This window comes from Actinopolyspora mzabensis (assembly GCF_900101095.1).
Taxonomy (GTDB): Bacteria; Actinomycetota; Actinomycetes; order Mycobacteriales; family Pseudonocardiaceae; genus Actinopolyspora; species Actinopolyspora mzabensis.
On the sequence record NZ_FNFM01000001.1, the window covers coordinates 462,027 to 478,905 of the forward strand.

A 16,879-nucleotide genomic window follows, 5' to 3' on the forward strand; every position below is an offset into this window, starting at 1 on the left:
GCCCACATCGTGGCAGCGGGGCGGCTGCGTAGTGTGGAGCTCGTGCAGGGGCAACTCGCTTTCGACGGGATTCCGGAACGACTGGTGCGGGTCACGCCGGCCAAGCTGACCACTTGGTCGTCCTGCCCCCGGCGGTACCGGTTCAACTACGTGGACCGCCCCCAACCGGCGCGGGGCCCCGCGATGGCGCACACCACACTGGGAGCGGTGCTGCACAACGCGCTGCGCGCCTACTACGAACTGCCCTCCGAACAACGTACGGCTGCCCGCCTGCGCGAACTGGTGAGCCGGTACTGGAAGTCCGACGGGTTCGCCGGAGCGGAACAGTCGGCGGAGTACCTGGCACGGGCCCTGGACTGGCTGACCGATTACGTCGAGCGGGACCGCGCCCGGGTGGAGCCCGTCGGAGTCGAGAAGTGGGTCAGCGCCACGGTCGGTACGATCATCGTGCAGGGAAGAGTGGACCGCATCGACGAGCGCGGCGGTGAATTGGCGATCGTCGACTACAAGGCCGGCAGGAAACCTCCCGACGTCGACACCGCGCGGAATTCGTTACCGCTCGCCCTGTATGCCCTGGCCACCCAGCGCATGCTGCGCACCCGGTGCCTGCTGGTCGAGTTGCACCACCTCCGAACCTCGGAGATCGTGACGTGGCGACACACCGCCGACTCGCTGGCCGAGCACCGGCAACGAGCCGAAAGGTTGGCCCGTGAGTCCCGTGACGCGGCCACGTCGGTCGCGGAAGGGGCCGATCCGGACCGCGTCTTTCCGGCACGCCCCGGTGCGCAGTGCGCGGGGTGCGAGTTCCGGCGGCATTGTCCGGAGGGAACGCGTGCCGTTCCCGAAACAGAACCCTGGGCCCTGCTGGGGGAGTGAATCGTGCGACCGACCGGAGCCGACGAGAACGGAGCGATGCGGGCATCGGCTGACCGAGGTGCCGACGAAGTGACCACACGCCCGCGAATCGCCGCCCGACAGTACCGGGAAAACGCCGAAGAGCACCGGGAAAACGCGAACCAGGCGACGGACGCCTTCCACATCGGCGGCGAGGTCCGCCGCCTCGGAGCTGTCGGCAGGGCGTTCCGCGGTTCGACGGGAGCGCTGACCGCGGGGCTGCTGGTGCTCACGGTCGTTCTCGTCGGGGTGCAGCTCTGGGGAAGCGGCCTGGGAGGGGTCGGTCCCGGCTGGCAGATGCTGTTGGGGCACGGCCTGGCTTCGGTCGCCGCGTTGCTGCTGCAGCTCGCAGCCGACCGGGGGAGGAGATCGGTGGCCTTGTGGTGCTCCCTCGCGGCCATGCTGGTAGTACTCGGAACCCTCACCTACTGGTGGTGGCTTTAGAACCCGCGGTACGGCTTGCCGGGGTGGTTGCGTAGCCGGCACGTGAGTCGGCGCCTTGGGAGCGTTGGGCCGACTCTTGAGTAGCGACCTACGCGGCGAGCGGCCCGGACTCGCGATGCATCCGACTCACGAACCGGGGACACGCGCGCTGCTTACGCGGCATGAGGTGGGATCTGCGGCTTGGTTCACGTAACCGGTCGCTTGGCGGAACCTCTCGCACGGCTCTCGCTGCGGGTCCGGCGACATCGGGTAGCGACCTACCCAACGTCTCCGGCGTCCTCGCGAGAGCCGCACGGGAGAACCCGCGGCGGCGCAGGCTGCGTAAATACTCGGAGCTCGGCACCGGGGGCCCGCGCCGCGACACTCACGGTCGCGTCTCGACGACGGTCTCGTGCACGGCGATTTCGTGGGAAATCGACGGCGGTGCTACTGCGCCGAAGAACACCGGTTCATCGGTAGGCGAAGACGGTGTTCCCGCGCTGTTCCAGCACCACGTTCCCCACGGCTGCGACCCGGACCGGTTCCCTCTCGTTCTCCCGCCCCATCGGGATCTCGTCGAGCTTCTCGCCCGTAGCGGAGTCGTGCACCGCGAGACCACCCTCGACCGGCACCAGCCGACTGTCGGCCATCGCCGCGGGAGTCCCCAGGGTGTCGCGAACGGTCCAGCGCGGGCGCAGCGTGCTCTCGTCGAGCGCTATCGTGTCCCGACCGGTGTACCAGTAGGTTCCCGCCGAGCCCGAGGTCGCTTCCACCCGGACGGCCGAACCCCGTTCCGTGGTGGCGCCGAGACGGACATCGTAACTCGCGCGGCGTTTCCCGGACATGTCATAGATCGCCAGCGTCGCGCTGTCCCGCAGCACCACGGCGACCCGTTCCCGGTTCACCGCCACCACACCTGCTCGTGCACCGCCGAGCAGGGTCGTCATCACTTCCTCGGGTTGTTCGCCGTCCTCGGGGTTGGCCCTGAGCACGGTCAGCCGGTCCCTGGCCGAGCCCGCGCACTCGGCGATGACCGCAACCCTGCGGTCACCTACCGCAGTGGCCGAGTAATCGCAGTTCGGACGGGTCAGGTTGTTGTCCGGGTTCTTGATGTCGGTGGGGATGCCGTACTGCTGTGTACGAACCATGTCCGAGCGCCACGTCTCGAGCAGTTGCCTTCCGGTGGCGGTCACGTAGCTTCCGTCGGACAGCAGTCGGGTTCCGAAGCCCACGTCGGAGTTGCGCTGCGGACCGCGTTCCCCGTCGGAAGCGTGCAGTGTGGTAACCGCGCTGCAGTTGTGTGCCGTGCGGTACACCGCGATCGCTTTACCCCATTCGGACCCAACCGTGCACAGTTCCCGTTCCCGGCTGTAACGCCACCGGACCTCACCGGTAGTGGGATCACGGCCCACCACCGCACCCTCGTCCCCCGTCACCACTGCCGGTCCCGCGACGACGGGGTGGGGGGTCGCCGAGCTCGGCGCCCGCCATATCGGGGTCAGATCCCTGGGCACGGTTCGCGGGCTCGGCACCGACTCGATCGGCCGGTCGGCGGTGTGCAGCTCGGTCGCACGGGCCGAGCTGAACCACCAGAGCGTTCCTGCGCCGCTCAGCACCGCGAGGGTGAGCAACAGTGTCACGGCGATGTCGCTCTTCGTGCGCCGTTCGGGCCGTACCACGTCGCTCCCGGTTGCTCGCTGCTACGACAGTTCCGTCCTGTCGAGACTAGTAGGACGTCGTCGGCTCGGTGCTCGCGGTGCCCGATCACCCGCACTTCGCGGTGCCGTTCGCCCGGAGAACGGCCAGCAGTGGTCACCCGCCGCCCAGGGGGCACGGTGGCGGGACTCCGGGCTCCCCGCGGCGGGTTCGCGGTGCGGGGCGGGCTCAGTGCCCGGAGGAACCAGCCACCTCCTCGGTGCGGCTCTTCGTCGGGGAACCACGTCGCGTCCGGTTGCGCCTGCGCGCAGGCCGCTGCGAGTTCTGCTGCCCACCATCCGAATCGGGGGCGGACTCGGACTGGTTAACCGTCTCGTCGACCGGCTTGCCTCCCCGCGTACGACGCCGCTTCCGCCGGGCGGGCCGACTTCCGGCATCCTCGTTGTTCTCGGTGCGGCTCGCCTGCTTCTCGGGCCGCCCCGAGCCGCGGTTCCTGCGCCTGCCCCGGTTGCCCTTGCCGCCGTCGTTTTCCTCCTCCTCGGATCCCAGACCGGTCCGGGTGCGCATCGACAGCGGTAGCCTGCCGCTCACGTCGGAGGGAATGTCGAGCTCCTCGAACAGGTGGGCCGAGGTGGAGTAGGTCTCCACGGGCTGGGGCATGTTCAAGCCGAGTTCGGTGTTGATCAGTTGCCAGCGGCTCTCCTCGTCCCAGTCCACCAGCGTTACGGCCACCCCGGTGCGTCCGGCACGGCCGGTTCGCCCGATCCGGTGCACGTAGGTCTTCTCGTCCTCGGGACACTGCAGGTTGATCACGTGGGTCACGCCCGCCACGTCGATGCCGCGCGCGGCGACGTCGGTCGCCACCAGAATGTCGATCTTTCCGCTCCGGAACGCGCGCAGGGCCTTCTCCCTGGCGGTCTGCCCGAGATCACCGTGTACCGAGCCCGCGGCGAAGCCTCGTTCGACGAGTTCGTCAGTCAGTTTCTGGGCCGAGCGCTTGGTGCGACTGAAGATCATCGTCAGCCCGCGGTCGCGGGCCTGCAACGCACGAGCCAGCAGCTCCGGTTTGTCCATGGCGTGCGCTCGGTAGACGAACTGGTGGGTCCGTTCGTGTACCGCACTCTCGTCGGCCTGCTCGGCCCGGATCTGGGTCGGTTGGTGCAGGAAGTCGCGAGCGAGTTTGATGATCGCGTCGGGCATCGTCGCGGAGAACAGCATCGTCTGACGCTGCTCCGGGACCATGCCCAGAATCCGTTCGATGTCGGGCAGAAAGCCCAGGTCGAGCATCTCGTCGGCCTCGTCGAGCACCAGGGTCTCGACCTTGCCGAGAACGAGATGTTGCTGTTCGGCGAGGTCCAGCAGCCTGCCGGGAGTGCCGATGACCACGTCCACGCCCGATCGCAGTCCTTCGATCTGCGGTTCGTAGGGCCTGCCGCCGTAGACCGCGAGACTGCGCACCCCGAGGTAGCGTGCTGCCGCTTCCAGATCACGTGTGACCTGCATGCACAGTTCCCGGGTGGGCACCACGACCAGTGCTTGCGGTGTCCCGTCGCCGGGCAGCCGCATCCGTTGCAGCAGGGGGACGCCGAACCCGAGGGTCTTGCCCATCCCCGTTCGGGCCTGCCCGATCAGGTCCGCGCCCCGCAGCGCCAGCGGCAGGGTCATCTCCTGGATCATGAAGGTGCGTTCGATGCCCGCTTCGCGCAGCGCACGCGTGATCTCCTCGTTCGCCCCCAACTCGGCGAAGGTCGGGCTGTTCGCGTTGACCGCCGCTTCCGGTTGCGTCGCGTCCCGCTGTTCGGATGACCCCTGCTGCGTAGCCGCGGTCCCCGCACCGGAGTGATCGGGCTCGGTCACCTCTTCGCTGTTCGTCAGAATAATCGCCTCTCTCATTCTCGCCCACACCGTGTTTCCGCAGGCTGTCGATTCGATGCCTCGGCGTACCGACGGGTGGCGATATCGGTTTGTGACCACACTCGGACTCGGGGGTCGGGGCGAGGGCCGTATTCGGCCGCACGAGTCCCGGCTCCTGCCCTGCCGAGGTGGCGAACTGTGTCGGCGCCTGGTCCGCCTCGGCCCGTTGACTCGCACGCGCCGCGCGTGTCACGGAGTGCGAGCGAGGTTCGCCCGCTCTCACGTGGCCGCGTTCGCCGAGCCGTGACCGGGTCGTGTGCCCGGTGTACCACCGGCACCTCGGGCGGTAGCTGCCCACTTCGGTCCTGCAGCGAGGTGGTGGTGTCCGTACGCGGAGTGTACCGCCGGTCGGGCCGATAACCTCGGGTCCTGCCACCGGTGTACTGCCAACCGGGGGCGGTTCACCGACGAGCGCCGTCCTCGGCCGCTCGCGGGATCGGCTGCCGCCGTCACGGCCTCCGCCTGACGCCAATAAACCTCCCTTCCCGGAAGCATACCTGTTTTCCCATACCCTGCGGGCTCCGGATGGCGAACGCCACCTCTTGCATAACCGGCGCGGATGCGTTAATGGACGTGGCAGGTCTCCCGTCGTTCGAGGTGAGGAGGGGTTCGGGATCGACGTTGTTCCCGACACGGCGGAAACCGTTCCGTAATCCCGCGTCTCGGGTGGGAGCGGTACGCTCGCGGCATGAGCGAGGCTGAGCACAGCGTTGTGGCTTCCGGAGTGGCGGACCCCGAGGGTGCGGCGGAGTCCGAAGAGCCGCATGCCGAGTACAACGAAGGGGTGAAGGATCTGCTCGGCGCGTTGGCTTACGGTGAGCTCTCCGCGTTCGACAGGCTGGCCGAGGACGCCAGGGAGGCCCCCACCCTGACGGGCCGAGCGGCGCTGGCGAGCATGGCCGCCGCCGAGATGGGGCACTTTCGGTTGTTGGAGGAACGGCTCGCGGTCCGGGGTGTCGCCATCGAGGACGCGATGCGTCCGTTCGCGAGTTCCTTCGACGCGTTCAACGCCTCGACCGCACCGCACTCCTGGTTGGAGTCGCTGGTGAAGGCCTATGTCGGTGACGGGCTGGCGGCCGATTTCTATCGCGAGGTCGCCAACTGGCTCGACGAGGAGACCCGCGATCTCGTGCTGACGGTGTTGTCGGACACCGGCCACTCGGCCTTCGCGGAGCGCGAGGTCTCGGCCGCCTGCGCCGAGGACGAGTCGCTGCGGGACAAGCTGACGCTCTGGGGGCGCAGGCTGCTGGGGGAAGCGGTGACGAACGCGCAGTGGGTCGTCGCCGAACGGGACGCGCTCGCCGAACTCATCATCAGGGGGTCCGGGGATATCGCGGGGATCGGCTCGTTGTTCCGCAGGTTGCAGAACAACCACAACAAGCGAATGTCCCGGCTCGGGTTGGGCTGATCGTCGAACGGGGTGCGGGGCCGCGGAGGCACCCTCCGGCGGCGGGCCACCGGGCCGTCTCCGTCCTGAACCCTCGGGCGGGGCCGGTGTCGGCATCCCGTGCCGCGCCGCTGCACCTCCGAGGTGATCCGCGCCGGGGATCGTTCCGCCTGGGACCCGGCCGAGCAGATAGTCTGTGGTCAACGCGGTAGACAGTTACGACAGGACAGTTACGACAGGGAGGCAGTGACGTGGAGGTCAAGGTCGGCGTCGAGGGCTCGCGCGAGCTCACGCTGAACAGTGGTCAGTCCCAGGAGGAAGTCGAGAAGCTGGTTTCCGAGGCGCTGGGCAGCGGCGAGGGGCACCTGCGGATCGACGACGAGAAGGGCACGCGCTACATCGTGCCCAGCGCCAAGATCACTTACGTCGAGATTGGTGCTTCGGAGACCCATCGCGTCGGTTTCGGAGTGGGTTGATCCGACCCGTATCGGTACGACCGTCGAGCGTGTCGGTGCGCCGCGACCGGGGGCGCACCGGCGCGCTCGAATGCTTTCCGGATCCCCGGACGAGCCGTGCCGTCCCGGTCGCGCTCCTTCCCGAGGGGGATCGGGCTTCGGCGCCGTTCAGTCCGGCTCGCCGAGCTCGACCAGCTCCGAGCCGGCCGGGAACGGAGGTCGCCCCAGCCCGGTGATGCGGTAGCGGTTCCACGGGTCCGGATCGGAAAGGGTGGCCACGGCATCGCCGTGCGGGGTGCGCAGCACGACCTCTGCCCTCCGGCCGGCCACGAGCTCGTCCAGTTCGCCGTCTCCCGTCACGCGACCGTACCAGTGGAACCTTCCGTCGATGGGCTGGAAGTTACCCCGCAGCACCACCTCCACCTCGGCCTGTCGTTCGGCGGTGAACACCACGGCGGAGCCGTTGTAGTCGTCGTCGCCGTGCTCCTCGCCCCGCGGTGGTTCGTCGGCCCGTTGTGACATCCGATCGCCCTTCGTTCCATCGGCTCGAACCGGTGGCTCGACCTGTCCGGCCCCGTGTTTTCCTCCGGTGGCGGCCCTCGCGCTGCGCCGCGCGGTTGCCGCTCGATCTCGCGGTGACCACGGCGACGCTCGGTGGAAGCTCTCGCCGTGGGGTTCCGCCAGTGGGGTTCCGCCAGTGGGGTTCCGCCCGCTGCGTACTCCTCCTGCGAGCGGAAGATCCCGGTCAGTCCGCGTCGTCCTCCACGACCCGCAGCTGCGGGACGGTCTCCAGCGGTTCGTCCGGGTCGATGACGATGCCTCCCGCGCGCAGCACGCCGTCGATGGCGAACCAGATGATCCTCGTCAGGTATTCGGTGAGGTCGTCCCGGCTCATCGAGTGCCGGTCCAGCCACCAGTCACCGCTGGCCTGCACCATTCCGACGAGACCGTGGCTCCAGGCCTCCACGCCGCCCGAATCCAGTTCCAGGCTGCGCATGTACTCGCCCAGCAGTCGGGACAGCGAGTTGGCTATCACCGTCTTCTCGGTGGTGACGGGATCGGTCTGCACGGGCCGGTCGGCGAAGTTGCGCCGTACGACGAAGCGGTACAGCTCCGGGTACTCCTCGATGACCCCCAGATAGGTGCCGATGATTCGACGGATCCGTTCGCGGGCGCTGCCCTCCTGCTGCAGGGTCGGGCTGATCCGCTCCATGAGCAGATTCGTTCCCCATTCGCCGACGGCGAGGTACAGATCGCTCTTGTCGCTGAAATGTCGGTAGAGCACGGGTTTGCTCACCCCCGCCTCGGCGGCGATGTCGTCCATACCGACTTCCGCGCCACAGTTGCCGATGGCGCGAACGGCGGCCTCGACGAACTCGGCGCGTCTGGCCTGCCGGTGTCCGCGCCAGCGTTCCCTGCGGGCATCGCCGTGGCCCGTTGACTGCTTGGCCTTGACAGGCCGGGAGATCTGGCTCACGCTACCCAAGGTAGCTGTTACTTGCCGTAACACGCAATTGTCCGCAGGGTTTCCCTCCGAAAGGTGACCAGCGATCATGACCAAGGCGCTTCAGGTCAACGACAGAGAAAAAACGGCTTCCCGATTACTCAAGTCATCGGCCAAGAACAGCTACGACCCCGAGGTCGACATCGACTGGGACGCGCCACTGGCGCAGGATCAGCCCTACCTCCCCTTCCACCGCAGCACGCTCTACGGCACTCGGTTCTGGGAGCGGCTCACCGAGCAGCAGCGCGTCGAACTCACCAAGCACGAATTCGCCAGCATCGCCTCGAACGGTCTCTGGTTCGAAGTACTGCTGATGCAGATGCTGCTCAAGGACTTCTACAACCGGGATCCGCGCAGCAACCACGCCCAGTACGCGTTGACCGAGGTGGCCGACGAGTGCAGGCACTCCACCATGTTCGCCAAGGCGTGCGACCGCATCGGTGCCCCCGCGTACGGGCCGATCCGGATCCTGCACGCCGGTGGCAGGGTGTTGCCCGCGATTCTGAAGGGCCCCTCGGCCTATGCCGCCATCCTGGTCGCGGAGGAGATCCTGGACCGGGTGCAGCGTGACCAGATGTACGACGAGCGGGTGCAGCCGCTCGTGCGGATGGTCAACCGCATCCACGTGATGGAGGAGGCGCGGCACGTCACCTTCGCTCGCGAGGAGGTCACCCGCGGGATGCGGGAGTGCAACGCCGCCCAGCGCGCCTACCACCGGTTCATGACGGCGCTGGTGGGGTTCTGCATCGTCAAGGCTTTGATCAATCCGAGGATCTACAAGTCGGTCGGGCTGCGCCCAAGGGAGGCCTACGCGGCGGCCATGAGCAACCCGAACTGGCTGGAGACCGTGCGCTGGAGCGGTGAGAAAATCATGGCGTTTCTGGACGAAGTCGGCCTGATCGGCAAACCCGGGATGGCCCTGTGGCGAAAGGCTGGACTGATCCGTTGACGGCACAACAGCTCGAACAGCCGACACGGCTGCTGCGCACTTCCGACGGCACGCGGCTCGCGGTGGACGAGAGCGGCAGCCCGGACGCGCCGGTCACCGTTGTGCTGATACACGGCTGGACACTCACCCGACACACCTGGGACCGGGTGACCGACCGGTTGCCCTCGGCTCTCGGGGGGCCGGTCCGCATCGTGCGGTTCGACCACCGTGGGCACGGTGACTCGGATCCCTCGCCCGCGGGGACGGCGACCATCGCGCAGTGCGCCGACGATCTCGCCGAGGTGATATCGGAACGGGTTCCGGAGGGACCGATCGTGCTGGCCGGTCACTCCATGGGTGGCATGACCGTCATGGCGCTCGCGGAGCGGCATCCGCGGTTGCTGGCGGAGCGGGTCAGCGGTGTGGCGCTGGTGGCCACTTCCAGCGGTGGGCTCTCGGCCCCCGGGCTACGGCTGCCGGATCCGCTCGCCAAGGTGTTCAACGCGGGGGAGCGGAAGCTGCGAGCCGTGCTGGCCCGTTCGTCCGGGCGCAGGGTCAGCCCACGTTCGGGGTGGATGCGCCCCGGGCTGCGCTGGTTGCTGTTCGGCAGCCGTCCCGCCGCGGCCGATGTCGCCGAGAGCGCGGACTGGGTGGCCGGTTGCCATCCGGCCAGCTTCGCCGGTTTCCGACAGTCCCTGGCCGAACACGAACGGGGAGCCGCGCTGGCAGGACTGCCCGCCGTGCCGACCGTGATACTGGCCGGTCTGTCCGACAGGCTGTGTCCGCTACCGCACGCGCGTCGCATGTCGGAGAAACTCCCCGAAGCGGGGTTCTACCTCTACGGCGGTGCCGGGCACATGCTCCCGATGGAGCGGGCCGACGAGGTGACCGACCGCATCGCCGACGTCACGCGAGCAGCGCAGGTCTGATCCACACCGGACGGTTCCCACGGTTTCCCCGTGCTCTCGAGCTCAGGACCGCGCGGCGGGGCCCCGCCCCGCCGTGGTCGTGATCGGGCGATTCCGGTCCGACATTCGGTACGGTGGCCAACGGCGGTACCCGTCGATGGGGCGACTCGTCGCTCGGTTCGAGTCGCGAGTGGCCCCGTCGTTCGGACTGAACCAACCGGCTGAAAGGACTTCCGTGGGACAGCACACCAGCGGTACTCATCATCACGGTTACGTCGAGGACGCACCGTTGAACCAGGCGATGTCCGCCCACGAGCGGTTGTCCCGGCTCGACGCCGTGGAGATCCTGCACACCCCGGACGAGGTGGCGCAGTGGTTGGCCAGCACGCTACGCGCCGCGATGGGTAAGTCCGAGGACGAGGTCGCGTTCGAGGACGAGTGGGACCAGTGGGTCAAATACGCCCATTCGGGGGAGACCATCACCACCGGCCTGCTGCGGGGCCCCACCATCAGCGCCGTGTCCGTGCCCGAGGCGGACTGTCGTTGCGCGTCCACGCCGTTGGTGCCCGTGGGAGGCAAGAAGCGCAGTCGGTGATGCCGGAAGTCGGTGCTGCCGACCGTGGTGGGTGTGGGGAAGCACCGAGCGCTGTTCAGCCCACCCGGCGCCCCACCACGCGAGCCCGGTGGCGGACCTCGGTCAGCCCTGTTGCAGCGGGAAGCCCGCCAGTCCCTTCCACGCCAGGGTGGACATCAGGTGCACGGCCTCGTCCCTGGAGATGGAGCTGTTCGAGTCCAGCCAGTCGCGTGCTGTCACCTGGCTGAGGCCCACCAGGCCCACCGCCAGCAGCCGTGCCCGTTCGTTGTCCAGCCCCGCGTCCGCGGTGACCGCCTCGGCCACCGCGTCTATGCAGCCGGAGGACGCCTTCTCCACCGCCCGTTCCACCGCCGGTTCACCGCGCAGGTCCGACTCGAAGACCAGCCTGAAAGCCTGGTCGTCCCGGTCGACGAACTCGTAGAGGGCCGCTACGGAGGCGCGCACCCGCTGCTTGTTCTCGGAATTGGACTCGATGGCTTCCCTGACCCGGTTGACCAGCTCTGCACCGTGGGTCTCCAGCAGCGCGAGGTAGAGCTCCAGCTTGCCGGGGAAGTGCTGGTACAACACCGGTTTGCTCACCCCCGCGCGTTCGGCGATGTCGTCCATCGCCGCGGCGTGGTAGCCGTTGTTGACGAACACTTCCTGAGCCGCGGAGAGCAGCTGTGCCCGCCGCGCGTCGCGCGGAAGCCGCACCCCCCGAGCGGGCTGATCGGTGCTCTGCTGCGCGGTCTCGGTCATTTGAAAGCCTCCACCGAAAGATGTCGACCCGGCGGTCGTGTGCGTGTCGGGCCCCCCAACTTTACTTGTCGGTAGAGCGGTTGTGGCGGTTACCTGATCGGCTTCTCCGCGCCCCCACCCCTCGAATTCCCGAGAGGAACCGTCGGTCGCCGCTGTTGCTCAGAGAATCACCGTCGGCAACCGTGTACGGCCACCGCCTCGTCGTGTCATCGGTTCGGCACTGTACGGTTTCCCAACACGCCGAGACCCGCCGAATGTCCCGGCTTCGCAGGTCAACTCGCATAGTGTGGCAACCTGAACGGGGTAGGTGCGAGGCCGGGGCCGGTGGTGGTCCGGCCACGCCGGAACGGGTGCACGTGGCTGTTCGATGCCCGGGCCCGCGGCGAGGGCCGAAGAGGCCACCGAGTGATCACCTCGACGAACGCGGTAACGAAGTTCTACTAGGAGTTCAGTGAGATCCGGGAAAGGTGGGCGGCACAGGGGCGATCCCCTGGCGGCGTCCTGGAAACCGCGGCCGGAAGAGGAGACCGCGGGCGACGGATCCCGCCGCGGGGGCGGCAACCGCCGCACTCGTCGCGGATGGTCGCGCTACGGCTGGGGTGTCTACGCGATTCCCGTGTTGCTGGTACTGACCGTTTTCGCGGTGCTGCGGGTTCCCGGAGAGAATTCGGACCAGGACCGGCGCGCGGAGTCGACGGGGAACTCTTCCTCCGAGGACAGAGCCGCCGTGGCCACCGAGGGGAACAAGGGCCGCAAGTATCCCGACGACATCGACTCGGCGAAGTTGCCACCGGGAGCGCCGATCCCGAAACAGGGAAGCGGCACGTTCCGGACCGTGCCGGGCAGCACCCAGCCGGCCGGTTCGGGTGAGCTGTATCGCTACACCGTAGAGATCGAGGAAGGGGTTCAGCTCACCGAGGGCAACGACTCCTTCGGGCGACTGGTGCAGCAGACCCTGGCCGATCCGCGTGGCTGGACCAACCCTCGGGGCGGCAACATCTCGGTGCAGCGGGTCGGCCCGGACGGGCCCGAACCCGATTTCCGGGTGACTCTGGTCAGCCGGAACACCGCGCGCGAGGTGTGCGGCTACGGGGACGGACTGCCCTACGACTCCTCCTGCCACATCGAGGGCCGGGCCTATATCAGCGCCGCACGCTGGGTGCGCGGTGCGATCGCCTTCGACGGCGACATCGGCACTTACCGGCGTTACGTCGTCACCCACGAGGTCGGCCACTTCTTCGGCAACGATCACGTGCCCTGCGGTGCGCAGGGCGAACTGGCCCCGGTGATGATGCAGCAGACCTTCAGCGTCTCCAACGACGTGCTGCACCGGCTCAACGAACGGGTGTCGCAGGGCACCGAAATTCCCGCGAACGGGTTCGAGTGCAAGCCGAACGCGTGGCCCTTCCCGCTGGGGAACAAACCGAACTGAGTCCGCGTTGGGCCCGGGCGAGAGTTCGCCCGTGGATGGCCCCGTGGATGGCTCCGTGATTCGCCGCGGCGTGTGAATCCCGACGCCGGTGCCGGGCTTCGGTTCCGGCTTTGCCGAGCGCCCCTTGTCATGTCCCATTTCCTGGGAACGGTTTGGGGGTGGGAAGACCATCGGCCAGGCTTGCGTTACACGGAGCGAGGGTGCGGTTGGCACCGGCCGGGAGCATCCGGGACGAGCCAACCGCCGAACGGCCACGGCCGTACATCGCCGTACATCCAGGCAACGGAGGAGGAGCTGGGAGATGACCGGCAACACATCCCCACAGGGCGCTGACGGCGGCGGGACCACGCTCCCGCCGTTGGTGGAGCCCGCCGCGGAACTGACGAAGGACGAGGTGGCGCGCTACAGCCGTCATCTGATCATCCCGGACGTCGGGATGGTGGGTCAGAAGCGGCTCAAGAACGCCAAGGTGCTGGTTATCGGAGCGGGCGGTCTCGGCAGCCCCGCCCTGCTGTATCTCGCCGCCGCCGGGGTGGGGACACTCGGCATCGTGGAGTTCGACGAGGTCGACGAGTCGAACCTGCATCGCCAGATCATCCATGGCCAGTCCGACCTCGGACGTTCCAAGGCCGAGTCGGCGCGTGACTCCATCGCCGAGGTCAACCCGTTCGTGCGGGTCAACCTGCACCAGACCAACCTGACCTCCGACAACGCGCTCGAGATCTTCGACGACTACGACCTGATCCTGGACGGCACCGACAACTTCGCGACGCGTTATCTGGTCAACGACGCGGCGGTGCTGCAGGGCAAGCCCTACGTCTGGGGCTCGATCTTCCGCTTCGAGGGTCAGGCCAGCGTGTTCTGGGAGGCCCACGGCCCGAACTACCGCGACCTCTACCCCGAGCCCCCGCCGCCCGGAATGGTGCCCTCCTGCGCCGAGGGCGGTGTGCTGGGCGTGCTGTGCGCCTCCATCGGCTCGATCATGGTCAACGAGGCCATCAAGCTCATCACCGGTATCGGTGAGACCCTGCTCGGCAGGTTGATGATCTATGACGCGCTGGAGATGAGCTACCGCACGGTCAAGATCCGTAAGGACCCGAACGCGGACAAGGTCACCGAGCTGATCGACTACGAGACCTTCTGCGGAGTGGTTTCCGACGACGCGCAGCAGGCCGCCGCGGACAGCACGATCACGCCCCAGGAGCTCAAGGACAAGTTCGACTCCGAGCAGAAGTTCGAGTTGATCGACGTCCGGGAGCCGCACGAGTACGACATCGTGCACATCGACGGGTCCAAGCTGATCCCGAAGGACCGGATCACCTCGGGCGAGGCACTGGCCGAGCTGCCGCAGGATCGCCAGATCGTGTTGCACTGCAAGTCCGGTGCACGTTCTGCCGAGGCACTGTCGGCGCTGCACAAGGCGGGCTTCTCCGACGCCGTGCATGTCGGCGGCGGGGTGCTCGGGTGGGCCAATCAGGTCGACCAGAGCCTCCCGACGTACTGATCGGAGTCTTCTCCGCGCCTTGCGAGGTGCTTCCGTGGCGGAACCTCTCGCACGGCTCTCGCTGCGGGTGCCCCGACATCGGGTAGGTACTACACGACGTCGGGGTCGTCCTCGCGAGAGCCGCACGGGAGAACCCGCGGGTGCTTGGGCTGCGTGCGTGGTGGGAGTTCGGCGCTGTCCCAGCAGCGCGGCGCGGCCCGGCCTCGCGATGCATCCGACTCACGCACCGGGGACGATCCCGCTGCCTCGCTCACGGTCGCTTCACGACGAGGGTGCCGCGGCGTCGATTTCGCGAGAAATCGACGCCGCGCTGGGCCGTCCCGGGAAGAGGGAGCGGCCGGGTTGCCACATCGGGACCGTGGATCCGCGGGAGGCCGTGGCACTCCCGGTGACTCGGCTCGAGCGTGTCGAATCGTCCGGTTGATCGGAGCGTCTGCGACCGTGCGAACTCGAGTACGGGTAGCGTTTGGCGCGTGAGTGCTACGGCCGAGCCACCTCCCACGCACGTGCGTGCCGCCTTCGGCGCGCCGGGGGAGGACGTCGAACTGCTCGAGGGTGGTCTCGCCTGGCGTTGCGGCGCCGACGGGGACGTGCTGATCAAGCCCGCCACGGACACCGCCGAAGCGGCCTGGGTGGCGCAGGCACTGGACACGCTCGATCCGGAGGAGACGCGGGTCGCGCGGCCGCTGCGGTCCACCGACGGCAGGTGGGTGGTTTCCGGTTGGTCGGCGCGCCGCGACATGGCGGGACGCCCGGAGCCGCGCCACGACGAGGTCATCGCCATGTCGCTGCGGCTGCACACCGCGAGCAGCGTGCTCGACAGACCCAGACTGGTGGAATCCAGGCAGGACATCTACGCCATCGCCGACCGGATGGCCTGGGGCGAGACCTACGTCTCGTTGGCGCCGGAGAAGGGCGGACGTCTGTTCGACGTGCTGGCCGCCTCCCGCCGGAGCGTTTCGCTGCGGCCGCAGGTAGTGCACGGCGACCTCTTCGGGAACGTGTTGTTCTCCGGCAACGCGCCGCCGGGGTTGATCGACTTCGTGCCCTACTGGCGCCCCCCGGAGTGGGCCGCCGCCGTGGTGGTGATCGACGCGATGGCCTGGGGAGGGTCCGATCCCGCCATAGTGGAGCGCTGGTCCCATCTGTCCGAGTGGCCGCAGATGCTGCTGCGGGCGTTGCTGTTCCGGCTGGCGCTGCACGCGCTGCATCCGCGGGCGACCACGAATTCACTCGGAGGTCTGGAAACCGCCTCGCAGACCGTGCTGGAAGTGCTCTAGGAGAGCACGGGAGGCCACCGGCAGTGAAGTGGGAGAATACGGGTGTGGACTCGACCGCACCGGAGCCGTTGCGCGGCTTTACCGTGGGCATAACCGCGGAACGCAAGGCTGACGAACTGGCGTCGTTGCTGACCAGGCGGGGTGCGCGAGTGGTGCACGCCCCGGCGATGCACACCGTGCCGCTGCCGCAGGACGGCGAACTGGCCGCTGCCACCCACGAAGTGCTGGCGGGTGACGTGGATTTCGTGGTCGCCTCCACTGGCATGGGATTCCGGGGCTGGATGGAGGCCGCCGACGAGGCGGGCAACGGCGAGGCGCTCCGTCGTCGGTTGGCCACCGCCAGGCTGCTGGCACGGGGATCGAAGGCGACCGGAGCCATTCACGGTGCCGGACTGCGGACCGAGTGGAGTGCGCCCTCGGAGGAGTCCACCGAAGTGCTGCGGTATCTGCTGGACCACGAGCTGAGCGGCAGCCGTGTGGTGGTGCAGGTGCACGGCGACCCCATGCTTTCGTTCCGGCAACGTCTCACCGAAGCGGGCGCCGAGGTGATTCCGGTGATGGTCTACCGCTGGACGGACCCGCTAGAACCGCACAAGCTCGACGACCTGATCGATCGCACCGTCGCCGGTGAAGTGCACGCCCTGACGTTCACCAGTGCTCCGGCCGCCGCCAACCTGTTGGGCAGAGCCGAGCGTGACGGCCGTTCCGAACAGCTGCGAACCGCCGTGCTCGACGGTGTGCTGCTCGGATGCGTCGGCCCGGTCACGGCCGTCCCGGTGGAGAAGGCAGGTTTGCCCCACGTGATGCCGGAACGTTCCAGGACGAGTTCGTTGGTGAAGCTGCTGACCGAACGGCTGTCCGCCGGTTCCTGACCGTTTCCCCGGGGGTGCCAGCCAGGTCCTTCGGTCGTGACGGGACCTTCGGTCATGGCGTGACGGGTCGATCGCGACCGGCCTACTGTTCCGGGTCGGGCTCCCAGCGATAGCGGCGCATGTCGACCCTGTCGTTGTCGGCGAGGACCCCCTCGGTCCGCAGCTCCGCGAGCTGCCGGTGCCGCAACTGTTCGGCCACCGTGCCGTTCGAGCGCAGTACGCGGTGCCAGGGAAGGTCGGCACCGTCCTCGGCCAGGATTCGTCCCACCAGCCGCGCCGAACGTATCCCGGCGTGGCGGGCCACGTCGCCGTAGCCGAGCACCCTCCCGGCCGGGATCCCGGCGACCACCTCCCGCACCCGCTCCCACGTTCGCTCGTCCACCCGGCCA

Annotated in this window: 17 protein-coding genes; 11 read left to right on the forward strand and 6 right to left on the reverse strand. The window is 68.2% G+C overall.

The genetic code is table 11. The annotated features are described in order from the left end of the window. The first annotated feature begins 9 nt into the window (after positions 1-9). Together BLR41_RS02070 and BLR41_RS02075 are read left to right on the forward strand one after the other, a co-directional pair. Positions 10-876 carry a RecB family exonuclease gene (locus BLR41_RS02070; RefSeq protein ID WP_245693728.1) on the forward strand — a complete coding sequence of 289 codons (867 nt, stop codon included), beginning with the start codon at positions 10-12 and terminating at the stop codon, positions 874-876. 3 nt (positions 877-879) lie between these two features. Continuing rightward, a complete protein-coding gene (locus tag BLR41_RS02075; protein WP_245693730.1) occupies positions 880-1,338 on the forward strand; it encodes a hypothetical protein in 459 nt (152 codons plus the stop codon). Positions 1,339-1,787: 449 nt separating this feature from the next. Here the strand turns inward: BLR41_RS02075 and BLR41_RS02080 are convergent, their stop codons facing one another. Together BLR41_RS02080 and BLR41_RS02085 are read right to left on the reverse strand one after the other, a co-directional pair. Beyond that, the gene (locus BLR41_RS02080; protein WP_092625786.1) at positions 1,788-2,996 is read right to left on the reverse strand and encodes an Rv3212 family protein; all 1,209 of its coding nucleotides are present in this window, start codon (positions 2,994-2,996) and stop codon (positions 1,788-1,790) included. Positions 2,997-3,201: 205 nt separating this feature from the next. Then, the gene (locus BLR41_RS02085; protein ID WP_092625788.1) at positions 3,202-4,866 is read right to left on the reverse strand and encodes a DEAD/DEAH box helicase; all 1,665 of its coding nucleotides are present in this window, start codon (positions 4,864-4,866) and stop codon (positions 3,202-3,204) included. A 709-nt stretch (positions 4,867-5,575) separates the two neighbouring features. Here BLR41_RS02085 and BLR41_RS02090 point away from each other — a divergent pair. After that, positions 5,576-6,295: a ferritin-like fold-containing protein gene (locus tag BLR41_RS02090; RefSeq protein WP_092625790.1), complete on the forward strand. Its 720-nt coding sequence runs from the start codon at positions 5,576-5,578 to the stop codon at positions 6,293-6,295. Between the two features lie 230 nt (positions 6,296-6,525). Further along, a complete protein-coding gene (locus BLR41_RS02095; protein WP_092625792.1) occupies positions 6,526-6,750 on the forward strand; it encodes a DUF3107 domain-containing protein in 225 nt (74 codons plus the stop codon). A 147-nt stretch (positions 6,751-6,897) separates the two neighbouring features. Here BLR41_RS02095 and BLR41_RS02100 read toward each other — a convergent pair whose 3' ends face one another. Together BLR41_RS02100 and BLR41_RS02105 are read right to left on the reverse strand one after the other, a co-directional pair. Further along, positions 6,898-7,251: a DUF4873 domain-containing protein gene (locus tag BLR41_RS02100; protein WP_092625794.1), complete on the reverse strand. Its 354-nt coding sequence runs from the start codon at positions 7,249-7,251 to the stop codon at positions 6,898-6,900. Positions 7,252-7,474: 223 nt separating this feature from the next. Further along, positions 7,475-8,206 carry a TetR/AcrR family transcriptional regulator gene (locus BLR41_RS02105; protein WP_092625796.1) on the reverse strand — a complete coding sequence of 244 codons (732 nt, stop codon included), beginning with the start codon at positions 8,204-8,206 and terminating at the stop codon, positions 7,475-7,477. Between the two features lie 76 nt (positions 8,207-8,282). On the opposite strand from BLR41_RS02105, the gene BLR41_RS02110 reads away from it, so the two are divergent. From BLR41_RS02110 to BLR41_RS02120, 3 genes are all read left to right on the forward strand, one after another. Beyond that, on the forward strand, positions 8,283-9,182 hold the full coding sequence (locus BLR41_RS02110) for an AurF N-oxygenase family protein (protein ID WP_092625798.1): 900 nt from the start codon (positions 8,283-8,285) through the stop codon (positions 9,180-9,182). After that, positions 9,179-10,090, forward strand: a complete 912-nt coding sequence (locus tag BLR41_RS02115) for an alpha/beta fold hydrolase (protein WP_092625800.1) — start codon at positions 9,179-9,181, stop codon at positions 10,088-10,090. Before BLR41_RS02110 ends, BLR41_RS02115 begins: the two co-directional genes overlap by 4 nt. Before the next feature lie 214 nt (positions 10,091-10,304). After that, positions 10,305-10,664, forward strand: a complete 360-nt coding sequence (locus tag BLR41_RS02120) for a hypothetical protein (RefSeq protein WP_092626077.1) — start codon at positions 10,305-10,307, stop codon at positions 10,662-10,664. A 102-nt stretch (positions 10,665-10,766) separates the two neighbouring features. Here BLR41_RS02120 and BLR41_RS02125 read toward each other — a convergent pair whose 3' ends face one another. Then, positions 10,767-11,402, reverse strand: coding sequence for a TetR/AcrR family transcriptional regulator (locus BLR41_RS02125; RefSeq protein WP_092625802.1), 636 nt, complete (start codon positions 11,400-11,402; stop codon positions 10,767-10,769). A gap of 451 nt (positions 11,403-11,853) precedes the next feature. On the opposite strand from BLR41_RS02125, the gene BLR41_RS02130 reads away from it, so the two are divergent. The 4 genes from BLR41_RS02130 to BLR41_RS02150 all read left to right on the forward strand — a co-directional run bounded on the left by BLR41_RS02130 (position 11,854) and on the right by BLR41_RS02150 (position 16,490). Beyond that, positions 11,854-12,834, forward strand: a complete 981-nt coding sequence (locus BLR41_RS02130) for a DUF3152 domain-containing protein (RefSeq protein ID WP_092625804.1) — start codon at positions 11,854-11,856, stop codon at positions 12,832-12,834. Positions 12,835-13,135: 301 nt separating this feature from the next. Next, complete coding sequence (moeZ, locus tag BLR41_RS02135; protein ID WP_092625806.1) at positions 13,136-14,338, forward strand: adenylyltransferase/sulfurtransferase MoeZ; 1,203 nt, start codon at positions 13,136-13,138, stop codon at positions 14,336-14,338. A gap of 473 nt (positions 14,339-14,811) precedes the next feature. Beyond that, positions 14,812-15,618, forward strand: coding sequence for a TIGR02569 family protein (locus tag BLR41_RS02145; RefSeq protein WP_092625810.1), 807 nt, complete (start codon positions 14,812-14,814; stop codon positions 15,616-15,618). Between the two features lie 23 nt (positions 15,619-15,641). Then, positions 15,642-16,490: a uroporphyrinogen-III synthase gene (locus BLR41_RS02150; protein WP_245693731.1), complete on the forward strand. Its 849-nt coding sequence runs from the start codon at positions 15,642-15,644 to the stop codon at positions 16,488-16,490. Positions 16,491-16,572: 82 nt separating this feature from the next. Here BLR41_RS02150 and BLR41_RS02155 read toward each other — a convergent pair whose 3' ends face one another. Beyond that, positions 16,573-16,872, reverse strand: a complete 300-nt coding sequence (locus tag BLR41_RS02155) for an MGMT family protein (RefSeq protein WP_092625814.1) — start codon at positions 16,870-16,872, stop codon at positions 16,573-16,575. Positions 16,873-16,879 lie beyond the last annotated feature (7 nt).